Origin of the sequence: Burkholderia sp. MSMB1459WGS (assembly GCF_001534535.1) — a bacterium.
Taxonomy (GTDB): domain Bacteria; phylum Pseudomonadota; class Gammaproteobacteria; order Burkholderiales; family Burkholderiaceae; genus Burkholderia.
Genome location: NZ_LPMU01000044.1, coordinates 159,926 through 172,096, shown reverse-complemented (window position 1 = coordinate 172,096; position 12,171 = coordinate 159,926). Strand labels below are relative to the sequence as shown.

Genomic DNA, 12,171 nt, shown 5'->3' with positions numbered 1-12,171 from the left:
CCGTTCAAGACGTCACCGGCGGCATCGCCGCACGATGGGGGGCGAGATTCGTGCGGCGCGCATCGCGTGCGCCGCGGCGCACCGCGCGCCAGTGCGCGAGCACGCGAGCACGCCGCGCGGTGGGCAGCGACAACAGCACGTGCGCGAAGCCCGGATAGACGCGCGTGCCGATCAGCGTCCACCACCACCACGCGATCTCCCGCCGTACCGGCGGCAGATGCTCGCGCAGCGTCAGCTGCAGGTTGTACGCGCCGTTGCTGATCGCGTTCAGCGAGGCCGCATCGCGACGGTCGTCGTCGAAGCGCTCGGCCGGAAAATGATCGACGGCGATCGCCGGGTCGTACAGCAGCGTCCAGCCCGCGCGCTGCACTTCCATGCTGAACGCCATGTCGTTGTGCACCTGCGCGCCGGCGCCGCGCAGCCGCGTGTCGAAGCGCAGCCGTTCGATCGCCGCGCGGCGGTAGCTCATGTTCGCGCCTTTCAGCATGTCGACCGTGCGCGCGCCGCCGACGCCGAGGTGATGATTGCCGATGATCTTGCCCGACAGCGTGAGCCGGCCGACCTGCTCTCGCGATTCGTCGAGCAGGCGGCCCTTCTCGTGCACCCAGTCGCGGCCGCCGACCGCGCCCACGCGCGGGTCGGACAGGAACGCGGCTTCGATGCGCGCGAGCCAGTCGGGGTGCGGCGCCGCATCGTCGTCGGTGATCGCGACGATGTCGCCGGTCGACGCGTCGAGCCCCTTGTTCAGCGCGGCCACCTGCCCCGCCACGTCGACCGGCACGATGCGCAGCGGCAGCGCGCCGCCGACCGCCGGATCGGCGAGCCGTTCGTGCGTGGCGTCGTCCTCCGGGCGCGCGACGACGATCACCTCGTCGGGCAGCCGCTGCTGCCGCTGCAGCGCCAGCAGGCAGCGCGCGAGGTCGGCGGGACGCCGGTAGGTCGGAACGAGCACGGAAATTTTCATCGAGGGTTCTCCATTCGGCCAGGCCGTTGCGGCGCGCGCCGGCCCGGTGTCGTGCAATGCGATCAAGCGCTCAGGTATTCGTGCACGGCCGCATAGCCGCGGCCGTAGCCGCGTGCCTTCGGCGGCACGCCATTGAAGATCCCGCCTTCCAGATCGACGCCCGCGGTACGCAAGCGCTTGATCGCGTCGGCGATCTCGCCTTCCGTATGCATGCCCGAGCGCAGCACCAGGAAGGTGGCGCCGGCCATGCGGCCGATGATGGTCGCGTCGGTCACCGCGAGTACCGGCGGCGAATCGATCAGCACGACGTCGTAGCGCTTGCCGAGGCCTTCGAGGTATTGCGGCAGGCGCGTCGACATCAGCAGCTCCGACGGGTTCGGCGGGCGCGTGCCGGCCGCGATGAACGACAGGCCCTGCACCGGCGTCTCGCGGATCGCGTCCTCGAGCGAGGACTGGTCGCTCAGCAGCTCCGACAACCCCGGCTGCGAGGTGAGGCCGAAATAGCGGTCGAGCATCCCGCGGCGCATGTCGGCGTCGATCAGCAGCACGCGCTTGCCCGAATGCGCGAGCAGCACCGCGAGGTTGACCGTCAGGAAGCTCTTGCCGATGCCCGGCGTCGGGCCGGTCAGCACGATCACGCGATTCTTCGCGTCCATCATCGCGAACTGCAACGCGGTGCGCAGGCTGCGCATGCTTTCGACGCTCAGGTCCTTCGGACGCAGGCTCGCGAGGATCGGCCGGGCGCGACCGCCGCCCTTCTCGGCCGCGGCATCGAGCTTCACCTGCTCGGCGCTCTGCGGGACGAGCCCGTACAGCGGCAGGTTGAACGTACGCTCGACGCGGTCCGGATCCTCGATGCCCTGGAACAGGTTGCGGCGCAGGAACACGACGCCGGTGCCGAGGATCAGCCCCAGGAACACGGCGGCCGACAGGATCAGCGCCTTCTTCGGCTTGATCGGATCGCCCGGGCGCAGCGCCGAATCGACGAGGTGGATGTTGCCGCCCGTGCCGGCCTTCTGCACCGACAGCTCCTGCACGCGGTTCAGCAGCAGCACGTAGATGTCCTCGGCGACCTTCGCGTCGCGCTGGAGCTGGACCGCCTTCACCTCGGTCGCCGGCAGGCTGCGGAAGCGGTTGCTGAACTTGTCCTTCTCGCCCTGCAGCTCCGCGAGCTGCTGCTTCGCGGCGATCACCATCGGGTGCGAATCGGTGAAGCGCTGCGCGAGCGACGCGAGCTGCAGGCGCTGCGCGGCGATCTGCTGTTCGTACTGCACGCTGCCTTCGAGGTAGACCTTCGCCTCGTCGCTCGCGTTGATCGACCCGGAGGTGCGCTGGTACTGCGTCAACGCGGCTTCCGCACGTTCGAGATCGGCCTTCAGGCGCGGCTCCTCGCCCTTCAGGAAGTCGAGCATCTTGGTCGCTTCCGCCTGCTTCGCGATCACGTGCTGGTTCAGGTACGACTGCGCGAGCGCGTTCGCGATCGCGGCGGTCTGGTCCGGGTCCTTGCCTTCGAGCGAGATCTGCACGACGCCCGTCTGCTTGCCCTGCTCGGTTACCTGGATGCCCGACTGGAAACCGGTGATCGCGTCGAGATCGTTGTAGCGGACCACCGTGAACTGCGTGCCGGGACGGGCGACGAGCTTCTGCACGAGCAGCGTCACGCCGCCGCCCTGCGCCGATTCCCCGACGCGGCCCGCCAGCAGCCGCGTGCCGTTCGCGTCGACCAGCGAATAGGTGCCGTTCGGGCCGGCCGTCAGCGTCAGCTTCTTGCCTTCGAGCGCCGGCACGACGCTGATCGAGTCGACGTCGGCGAGCTCGCCGCCCCACGCATACGACTTCAGGCCGAGCCACGGCCGCGACGGCTGGCCCGGCGTCGCGAGGCGCGCGGCGAGGCTGCCGAGCACCGGCAGCGTCTTCGGCGCGACCGAGAAGTTCAGCTTGAACTGCTCGACGACCGGCGTGACGACGCCGCGGCTCTTGATGATCTCGATTTCCGCATCGGTCGGCGCCTGCTGCGGGCCGCTGTTGATCGACGCGCCCGTCTGCGTCTGCGTGAGCGCCTGCGACGTGTTGTCGTTGCCCTCGACCCGCACGTGCACGTCCGCCTGGTAGACCGGCTTCGCGATGAAGCAATAGAGGCCGGCGAGCGCGACGACCATCACCGCGATACCGAGCAGCAGCCAGATGTCGTCCATGATGACCTGGAGCAACTGGCCGAGAACGACGTCCTCTTCCTCGGTTTTCGCGGTCAGGTCCGCGTAGGAGTGTTTCGCTTGCGTGTTCACCATTCGTTCCCGCTTGAGTGGTGCCGGGGGGCGGACGCCGCCCCGGCGGGCTATCAGCGCGTGATTTGCCGCATGTAGAAGATCGTCTGGATCGTCGGCAGCACCTGCTGCAGCACACGGTTGAACTGCACCGAGCCGGCCGTGCTGACGTAGACGACGTCGAGCGGTTGAAGCGGGAAGCGGCTCGACAGCATCAGCGCATCGGGCTGCGTCATGTCGAGACGGAACACTTCGGGCTTCGTCGGGTTGTCGCGCATCCCGCGCATCACGTAGATCTTGCGCGGGTTCGCGTCGGTGTCGAGAATCCCGCCGCCGGCCGTCAGCGCGTCGGCGATGGTCAGCTTGCCCTTGAGCATCGGCACCGTGACCGGCGTCTTGACCTCGCCCATGATGAACACGCGGCTGTCGCTGCGGTCCGGCACGTTGACGATGTCGCCCGGCTGCAGCATCACGTTCTGCTTCACCTCGCCGCGATCGAGCACGCCGTTCGCATCGAGCGTGTACAGCTTGCCGTCGCGCGTGAGCCGCACGCGCTGCAGGTCGGCCTCGGCGGTCGAGCCGCCCGAGCGCGAGATCGCGTCGACCAGCGTGAGCGGCACGTCGCTCACCGCGAGCGGGCCCGGCTGCTTCACCTCGCCCGTCACCTGCACCTTCTGGCTGCGGAACGACAGCACGCGCACGTCGAGCTGCGGGTTCTTCACGTAGCGCGACAGGCTGGACGCCATCTCGTCGCGGATCTGCGCGACCGTCTTGCCCGCCACGCGAATGCGGCCGACGAACGGGAAGAAGATCGTGCCGTCGGCCGCCACGGTCTGGCCGTACGGATCGGCCTGACCCGGCAGCGCGGTCGTATACGGCTGCTGCAGCGCGCCCGCGACCGATTGCGTCGTGTTGCCGCCGCTCGAGAACGACTGGCCCTGCGGCGTCGTCAGCTCCGGGTGGTCCCACACGGTGACGCCGAGAATGTCCTGCGGGCCGACGCGATACGTGTACTGCGACGGATCGGTAAAGCGCCCGGGCGGCAGCGGATGGTCGACCTGCGCTTTCTGCAGCTGATCCATCACCACTTTGGCGTCGATGTAATGAACCGGATAGGTCTCGGCCGCTTCCTGCCGGCCGTCGTCCTTCAGGTTCGACGAGTCGAGGTAGTTGCCGGGCGCGGTCGCACACGCCGACAGGAATGTCGTCAGCGCGACGGCGAGCGCCAGCGGGCGCATGGGACGTTTCAGCATAGTTTTTGCAGCCATCCTTGAACCAGACGTTCGATCAATGAGTAGCTCTCGCGATAGTCGGCCTCGGGGCCGCCATGCGGATCCGCGATCTCGGCGTCCTCCCACTTGCCCAGCAGGTGGACCTTGCCGCGCGCGAACGGATCGACCGATTCGACGGCCTTGATCTGATCGCGCTCGCTGACGAGAATCAGGTCGGCGTCGCGCACGATCCGGCGCGACAGCCGCCGCGAGCGATGGGTCGTCGCATCGACGCCCCGCTCCGCCAGCAGTTGCCGCATCACCGGATCGATGCCGTCGCCGTCGTTCGCGTGCACGCCGGCCGAATGGAACGTCGGGCGCGGGCCGCCGCGCGACGCGGCGTGCGACTTGAACAGCATTTCCGCCGCCGGGCTGCGGCAGACGTTCGCGTGGCAGACGATCAGGATGTTCCGGAACATGGCGTCTCGTAACGAGTGACGGAAAACGGGTTACGCGCCGGCGCGCGCGGCGCCCGGCACGCGGGCGGCGACGGCCTGGCGCGAGCCCGGCCGGCCGATCGGGTGGTACTCGATGCCCTGCTCGCTCATCGTCTCCGGCTCGTACAGGTTGCGGCCGTCGAAGATCACGGGCGTCTTCCACAGGCGGCCGAGCGCGACGAAGTCGGGGCTCTTGAACGCCTTCCATTCGGTGACGATCACGAGCGCGTCGGCGTCTCGCGCGGCCTGCGCCTCGTCGTCGACGAAGGTCAGGCGCTCGAGCCAGCTCGGGTGATCGGCGAGATCGAGCGCGATCACGCGGCGCGCTTCCTGCTGCGCGACCGGGTCGTAGGCGGCGACGCGCGCGCCGCGCGAGAGCAGCTCGGCGATCAGCTCGCGGCTCGGCGCCTCGCGCATATCGTCGGTGTTCGGCTTGAACGCGAGGCCCCACAGCGCGAACGTGCGGCCGCTCAGGTCCTCGCCGAAGCGCGCGACGATCTTGTCGGCGAGCACGCGCTTTTGCGTCGCGTTGACCGACGACACCGCCTTCAGGATCTGCAGCGACTGGCCGTGCTCGTCGGCCGTGCGGATCAGCGCCTCGACGTCCTTCGGGAAGCACGAGCCGCCGTAGCCGCAGCCGGCATACAGGAAGTGATAGCCGATGCGCGGATCGGAGCCGATCCCGCGGCGCACGGCCTCGATGTCCGCGCCGAAGCGGTCGGCGAGGTTCGCCAGTTCGTTCATGAACGAGATGCGCGTCGCGAGCATCGCGTTCGCCGCGTATTTCGTGAACTCGGCCGAACGTACGTCCATGTACAGCGTGCGCTCGTGATTGCGGTTGAACGGCGCGTAGAGCTTCTTCATCAGCTCGCGGGCGCGCTCGCCCGGCACGTCGTCGTCGCAGCCGATCACGATACGGTCCGGCCGCGTGAAATCGTCGACGGCCGCGCCTTCCTTCAGGAATTCCGGATTCGACACGACAGAGAACATCTGGTCGCCGCCGCGCTTCGCGAGCTCCTCGGCGACCGCCGCGCGCACGCGCTCGGCCGTGCCGACCGGCACCGTCGACTTGTCGACGATTACCTTGAAGCCGGTCATGTAGCGGCCGATGTTGCGCGCCGCCGCGAGCACGTATTGCAGGTCGGCCGAACCGTCCTCGTCGGGCGGCGTGCCGACCGCGATGAACTGCACGTCGCCGTGCGCGACCGCGGCCTCGATGTCGGTCGAGAAGCGCAGGCGGCCGGCCGAGCGGTTGCGCGCGATGACTTCCTTCAGGCCCGGCTCGTGAATCGGCACGCCGCCGCCGTTCAGGATGTCGATCTTCGCCTGGTCGACGTCGAGACAGAACACGTCGTGCCCGATGTCGGCGAGACAGGCGCCGGTGACAAGCCCTACGTAACCGCTGCCGATGATAGTCAGATTCATGATGTGTCGGACCCCTTGACCAATGATTCGAAATTCGGAAAACCGGAATGCCTGCGTGACGCAGCGCGTCGATGTCAGTACGCGTTGCTGCCGGTGAAGCCTTTCCACAGCGTCAGCACGACGATCTTGATGTCGAGCCAGAACGACCAGTTCTGCATGTAGTACAGGTCGAGCTTCACGCGGCCCATCATCTTCTCGATCTGGTCGGTCTCGCCGCGAAAGCCGTTGATCTGCGCCCACCCGGTGATGCCCGGCTTGATCCGGTAGCGGAACATGTAGCCCTTGACCAGATCCTTGTAGATGTCGTCGTGCGCGAGCGCATGCGGGCGCGGACCCACCACCGACATCTCGCCCTTCAGCACGTTGATGAACTGCGGCAGCTCGTCGAGACTCGTGCGCCGCAGGAACCGGCCGACCGGCGTCACGCGCGAGTCGTTCTTCGTTGCCTGCGTGACCTGCCCGGCCACTTCCTGATGCACCTTCATCGAGCGAAACTTGTAGATCTCGAATTCGTGCCCGTCGATGCCCTTGCGCTTCTGCCGAAAGAACACCGGGCCGCGCGAGGTCAGCTTGATCAGAACCGCGATCAGCACCATCACCGGCGCGAGCGCCGTGAGCGCCGCCAGCGCGAACAGCCGGTCGAACACGAACTTCGGCAGGATCCGCACGTCGGTGATCGGCGACGCCGCGAGGTTGATCGCCGGCACGCCGAGCACCTCGACCACTTCCTGGTTGAAGAACGACAGCGTGCGCACGTCCGGAATGAAGCGGATGTTCACGAAGTCGTGCCGGAACACCGTCACGATCTCGTGAATCCGACGCTCCTCCGTGATCGGCAGCGTGAGCCACAGCTCGCTGATCGCGCGGCTGCGCACCAGCCACACCAGCGATTCGAACTGCCGCTCGATACGCACGTCGTCGAGCGCGACTTCGCCCGGCGCCTCGCTTTCGTCGTACACGCACACCGGGTTGAAGCCGGCTTCCGGCCGCGCCCGCATCTGCGCGATCAGCCGCCGTGCCGCCGGCGTGCCGCCGACGATCGCGACCGCCTTCAGGTTGTAGCCGCCGCGGCGCAATTGCCGCAGCACCACGTGCACGCAGGCTTTCGAGCATGCGAGCAGCGCCATCGTCGCGAGCGCCCAGTAGCCCAGCCACAGCCGCGACAGGTCGCCCGACTGGTGAAAGCTGAAACTCAGCAGGATGCCCGCGAGCTCGACCGCGAGCCACGCGAACGCAACGCGGACCACCAGCCCGACGAGACGCTTGCCGCGCCACGACTGGTAGATGCCGACGGCCGGAAAGAACACGACGACCAGCAGGCAGTCGAACAGCACCGTCGTGCGCTGCAGGTCGCTGAGCCCGATGCTGCCGTCGTGCAACGCGGCCGCGATCAGCGCACCCGTCACGACCATCGCGATATCGATGACTCTCGCCAGCACGCTCAACATGTCTGTTTCCTCTTCTTTGAACAGGCGTTTGCCGAACAGCGCCTTGCGCAGCCCATGCCGCACATTCGATTCAAACGTTGCATGACGCTATTGAAGCGACAAGAAAATTCCTCCTCAAGCGCACAAGTATTTCGAAAAATAATCGGAAATTCTTGCCGCGATCTTTTTTAATTAAATCGGCAGGTTTTCCCGAATCGGTCGGGAACGGGGATTTTTTCGGAATCGTTATGCTTCCCGATCGCCCTTTGCGGGCGGTCGTGTCCGGCCGGCGACAGGAATTATTTTTTATTTTTTTATTGCCGGCCGGTGCTATCGCGGAAAATTCTCCCGGACGAATGCGCGGCGGATATCCGGCATTGGGTCCGGTTTTATTGTCGATTTACTTCATGCTACAACGACAGGCACTGACTTCAACCGTGGAGAGTGTCATCATGAATGCTCCGGCAGTGGTCGCCGAAACGCGCCCTTCTACTTCCGCCGCACCCGCCGCACCCGCTGCCGGCACGCGTCTCGCCGTGCAGCCCGTGATTCTCGCCGGCGGTTCCGGCACGCGCCTGTGGCCGATGTCGCGCGAGCGTTTTCCGAAACAGCTGATCGGCCTGCTCGGCGATCACTCGCTGCTGCAGTCCACCGCGCTGCGCCTCGACGGCCTGACGGCCGATCATCCGCTCAACGACGACGTGCTGATCGTCTGCGGGGAGGATCACCGCTTCACGACCGCCGAGCAACTGCGCCTGACGGCCAAGCACGCGACGATCATGCTCGAACCGCTCGGTCGCGACACCGCACCGGCGCTGACGCTCGCCGCGCTGCGGCTCGTCGCCGGCGGCAACGACGCGGTGATGACCGTGATGCCGGCCGACCATGCGGTCGCGGACGTGCCGCGCTTTCACGCGGCCGTCGCGGCCGGCGTGCACTGCGCCGCGCAAGGCAAGATCGCGACGATGGGCATCGTGCCGACGCATGCGGAAACCGGCTACGGCTACATCCGCGTCGGCGCGCCGCTCGGCGACGCCGGAACCGGCCCCCTCGACGTGCGCCGCCTCGACCGTTTCGTCGAGAAGCCGCACCTCGAACTTGCGCAGCAGTACGTCGCTTCAGGCGAATACTGGTGGAACAGCGGGATCTTCATCGTGCGCGCATCGGTCTGGCTGAAGGCGATCCGGCAGCTCGAACCCGCGATCTACGCGGCCTGCGAACGGGCCGTCGCGCAGGGCAAGGAGGACGGCGACTTCTTCCGCGTCGATCGCGACGCATTTGCCGCATCGCCGTCGAACTCGATCGACTACGCGGTGATGGAACCGCTCGCGAGCCTGCCGCAACTGTGCGAGAGCGTCGTCGTGCCGCTCGACGCCGGCTGGTCGGACGTCGGTTCGTGGGATGCGATCTGGCAGATCTCGCCGAAGGACGAAACCGGCAACGTCGGCCGCGGCCACGTGCTGTTCGAAGGCGCCGAATCGACGTTCGCGCATTCGGAAAGCCGGCTCGTCGCGTGCGTCGGCACGCAGAACCTGGTCGTCGTCGAAACGCCCGACGCCGTGCTCGTCGCGGATAAATCGCGCGTGCAGGACGTGAAGAAGATCGTCGGGCACATCAAGGCGCGACAAGGCTCCGAAGCGACCGATCACCGCAAGGTGCATCGTCCGTGGGGCCACTACGACTCGGTCGACATGGGCGAGCGCTTCCAGGTGAAACGCATCGTCGTGAAGCCGGGCGCACAACTGTCGCTGCAGATGCACCACCACCGCGCCGAGCACTGGATCGTCGTGCGCGGCACCGCGCGCATCACGCGCGGCGACGAAACGTTCCTGCTGTCCGAAAACGAATCGACGTACATTCCGCTCGGCGTATCGCACCGCCTGGAGAACCCGGGCAAGATGCCGCTCGAGCTGATCGAAGTGCAGTCGGGTGCGTATCTCGGCGAGGACGACATCGTCCGCTTCGACGATACCTACGGCAGACAGTAACGCGTCGCCGTCATGCACGAAAGGGCGCCGCCTCGACAGCGGCGCCCGGGCAAGGCAGACATGGAGACACCGAAGGAGACACCGGACTTGCGCGCGGGCGTCGTGGCGCACGACGGCCCGCGCGTTGCACGGCAACGGCGATCAGCCCACGCGGTACTCGTATTCGCGACGTTCCGACTGCACGGGATCGTTGCGGCTCTCCGACAACGCGCCCGCGCGACGCTCGGCGATGAAGCGCTTGATGTCCGACTCCGCGCGCGCCAGCGCCGACAAGCCGGCCAGCACTTCGCCCTGCGGCTCGCGCGCCGGCGCGTCGCTCGCACCGTGGCGATCGATCCACTGGCGCGCCCAGTCGAGCGCGTACTGCTCGGCTTCCTCGGCGTCGGTGAAGCGCGGGCCGATCAGGCCCGAGCGCTCGACGCGCCGGTCGTCCTGCGAGATCTCGGCCCATGCGCGATACATCAGGTTCTGCACGGGCTGCGCGATCCCGCTGATCGTGTAGCCACGATATTCGTCGACCTGCGGCTCGGCCGCGGCGAAGCTCGCCGCCGACGCCCGCACATGGCGCAACTCCGGGGCCGGCGCGCCGGGCACCGTGAACGACACGTCGGAGCGGCCGTCCACCTGGTCGTCCCGCATCGTGCTCAGCGACGCACCCTCGCCCGGCCAAACGTTTGCCTGCGCAACCGGCAATTGCCACGACTCGGGGTTCTGCCAGAACACGCCGCGCAGACGGTCGTTGTCGGGCACGGGCTCCGCGCGGCGGGCCGGCGCGACCGCGACGGGCGGCGGCGGAATATACGCGAACGTGCGCCCGCTGAACTGGGTCAGCACGTCGATCATCTTCAGCAGCGTGCCGTTCGCGAGCCACTCTTCGTAGCGGCGGCGGCACGTCGGCCCGGATGGATAGCGACCAGGCAGCTTTGACCAGGCTTCCCCGGTCGTCAGGATCCAGAGCACCGCGTTGGCGACGACGCGCGGTTCGGCGCGCGGACGCCCGCGACGGTTCAGCCGGATGGGTTCATCGGCGATCAGCGCTGAAAGGCGAAACCACTCTTCATCGTTAAGCTCATCGAAGAACATAGTCGATCTCTCCACGCAGCCAGGCCGGGGCTGCGATTGGCGGCGCCGTCGCGACACATCGCGTCGCGGGGCGGCCAGGTTGCACATTATGGTTATCCGGCGTTGTGCATACCGGGCGACACCGCACTTTCACGGTGCCGCGATTCCCGGCAATGGCGCACAAATCGCGGTCTCACTCCAATGTGGGAATTTTTGTGCACGAAGCATACCATCCTCAGGGTTTATCTCAATATGACAATGACTTAATGTTACGCACTGAAACAACCTGCCATGGGCGAGCAATCCATTTACGCTTGAATTTTTTTGCGAGATCTTTATGCCGGCGGCTGCAAAGGCCCGTCTGGCGGGGCTCCGCAGCGTCTGAAGAATGCCGTGAAACGGGCCGTTGCGGCCTGCTCCGACCCCACGCGCGACACTCCGCGAAATGGCTTCCCGAGATCGGTAAATCAGGGAAAAATTCGTAACAAGATATTCACGAATCGGTAAATCATTCGATTTTCGGAGAATCGAATTATCTCCATGCACAATCTTTTTATTGTTTCTCTGCGAGTAATGAAAATACGCTGACGCAGCGCGCCCACTATGTCCCCGCATGCAAATCCGTCACGGTTGTTACATTTTCGGGGAAACAGGCGAGCAGCCGCCCCCAGCGCGTGCGGCGCGCCGGTTTCGGGTCGGAACGGAAAGGCGGGAGCCGGCAGGCGCGGCAGGCGCCCCTCAGCGCAGATCGCCGGCCAGCGCCGCAGCCACGTCCGCGTCGATACGCTGCGGCGGCATCGTGTAGGCCGGATGATCGCAGCCGATCGACAGCGCCGCCCCGCCCTTGAGCGCAGCGCGCATCGGCGCATCGAACTCGAAGCGGACGAAGTGCACGGCCGACGTTTTCTCGGCGTTGTCGCGCTCGAGATCCTCGTCGGCGATCGCGTAGACGCTCGCGTGCCCGTCGACCCGCAGGTACACGCGATCCTCGACCCCGATCAGCCGCGCGAGCGCCGCGCGCCGTTCGACCTCGTGCTCGTACTCGATCTGCATCGTCGCCTTCAGGTTGGTGCCGTCGGGCACCAGCGGCAGATACGCGTCGAGCTCCGCTGCGATGCCGGCTTCGTCGAAGATCTTCTCGATGTGCAGCATCTCGTGGATCTGGTAGCGGATCGTCGTCTCGTCCTCGAACAGGAAACGCAGGTGATTGCCGAGCGCCACCGCGCGGCGGCGCTTGTACGCGACGAGCCGCGCGTGCTCGGCCTTGCGGATCTTCGCGTACGCTTCGAGCGTCAGCAGGGAGTCGCGGGTCAGCGTCATGGATGTCCTCGTG

The 12,171-nt window shown here is 66.7% G+C and carries 9 protein-coding genes; 1 reads left to right on the top strand and 8 read right to left on the bottom strand.

Annotation, left to right across the window (positions count from 1 at the left end; translation table 11 throughout):
• Nucleotides 1-4: 4 nt before the first annotated feature.
• The 6 genes from WT97_RS17485 to WT97_RS17460 all read right to left on the bottom strand — a co-directional run bounded on the left by WT97_RS17485 (nt 5) and on the right by WT97_RS17460 (nt 7,809).
• Nucleotides 5-964, bottom strand: coding sequence for a glycosyltransferase family 2 protein (locus WT97_RS17485; RefSeq protein ID WP_059793847.1), 960 nt, complete (start codon nt 962-964; stop codon nt 5-7).
• Between the two features lie 62 nt (nt 965-1,026).
• The gene (locus tag WT97_RS17480) at nt 1,027-3,252 is read right to left on the bottom strand and encodes a polysaccharide biosynthesis tyrosine autokinase (protein ID WP_059501242.1); all 2,226 of its coding nucleotides are present in this window, start codon (nt 3,250-3,252) and stop codon (nt 1,027-1,029) included.
• A 50-nt stretch (nt 3,253-3,302) separates the two neighbouring features.
• A complete protein-coding gene (locus WT97_RS17475; RefSeq protein WP_059501244.1) occupies nt 3,303-4,481 on the bottom strand; it encodes a polysaccharide biosynthesis/export family protein in 1,179 nt (392 codons plus the stop codon).
• Nucleotides 4,475-4,918, bottom strand: coding sequence for a low molecular weight protein-tyrosine-phosphatase (locus tag WT97_RS17470; RefSeq protein ID WP_059501246.1), 444 nt, complete (start codon nt 4,916-4,918; stop codon nt 4,475-4,477). The genes WT97_RS17475 and WT97_RS17470 overlap by 7 nt, the downstream gene beginning before the upstream one ends.
• 30 nt (nt 4,919-4,948) lie before the next feature.
• Nucleotides 4,949-6,361, bottom strand: a complete 1,413-nt coding sequence (locus tag WT97_RS17465; protein ID WP_059501249.1) for a UDP-glucose/GDP-mannose dehydrogenase family protein — start codon at nt 6,359-6,361, stop codon at nt 4,949-4,951.
• A 74-nt stretch (nt 6,362-6,435) separates the two neighbouring features.
• Complete coding sequence (locus WT97_RS17460) at nt 6,436-7,809, bottom strand: undecaprenyl-phosphate glucose phosphotransferase (protein WP_059793960.1); 1,374 nt, start codon at nt 7,807-7,809, stop codon at nt 6,436-6,438.
• 431 nt (nt 7,810-8,240) lie between these two features.
• Here WT97_RS17460 and WT97_RS17455 point away from each other — a divergent pair, with 431 nt between their 5' ends.
• Nucleotides 8,241-9,776: a mannose-1-phosphate guanylyltransferase/mannose-6-phosphate isomerase gene (locus WT97_RS17455; RefSeq protein ID WP_060035780.1), complete on the top strand. Its 1,536-nt coding sequence runs from the start codon at nt 8,241-8,243 to the stop codon at nt 9,774-9,776.
• Between the two features lie 141 nt (nt 9,777-9,917).
• Here WT97_RS17455 and WT97_RS17450 read toward each other — a convergent pair whose 3' ends face one another.
• The gene (locus tag WT97_RS17450) at nt 9,918-10,859 is read right to left on the bottom strand and encodes a transposase (protein WP_059501253.1); all 942 of its coding nucleotides are present in this window, start codon (nt 10,857-10,859) and stop codon (nt 9,918-9,920) included.
• A 717-nt stretch (nt 10,860-11,576) separates the two neighbouring features.
• On the bottom strand, nt 11,577-12,158 hold the full coding sequence (locus tag WT97_RS17445; protein WP_059501255.1) for a DUF3501 family protein: 582 nt from the start codon (nt 12,156-12,158) through the stop codon (nt 11,577-11,579).
• Nucleotides 12,159-12,171 lie beyond the last annotated feature (13 nt).

Bases quoted from the DNA above. Each gene is read 5' to 3' on its own strand.
- WT97_RS17485 (WP_059793847.1), bottom strand. From the start codon at position 964: ATGAAAATTTCCGTGCTCGTTCCGACCTACCGGCGTCCCGCCGACCTC.
- WT97_RS17480 (WP_059501242.1), bottom strand. From the start codon at position 3,252: ATGGTGAACACGCAAGCGAAACACTCCTACGCGGACCTGACCGCGAAA.
- WT97_RS17475 (WP_059501244.1), bottom strand. From the start codon at position 4,481: ATGCTGAAACGTCCCATGCGCCCGCTGGCGCTCGCCGTCGCGCTGACG.
- WT97_RS17470 (WP_059501246.1), bottom strand. From the start codon at position 4,918: ATGTTCCGGAACATCCTGATCGTCTGCCACGCGAACGTCTGCCGCAGC.
- WT97_RS17465 (WP_059501249.1), bottom strand. From the start codon at position 6,361: ATGAATCTGACTATCATCGGCAGCGGTTACGTAGGGCTTGTCACCGGC.
- WT97_RS17460 (WP_059793960.1), bottom strand. From the start codon at position 7,809: ATGTTGAGCGTGCTGGCGAGAGTCATCGATATCGCGATGGTCGTGACG.
- WT97_RS17455 (WP_060035780.1), top strand. From the start codon at position 8,241: ATGAATGCTCCGGCAGTGGTCGCCGAAACGCGCCCTTCTACTTCCGCC.
- WT97_RS17450 (WP_059501253.1), bottom strand. From the start codon at position 10,859: ATGTTCTTCGATGAGCTTAACGATGAAGAGTGGTTTCGCCTTTCAGCG.
- WT97_RS17445 (WP_059501255.1), bottom strand. From the start codon at position 12,158: ATGACGCTGACCCGCGACTCCCTGCTGACGCTCGAAGCGTACGCGAAG.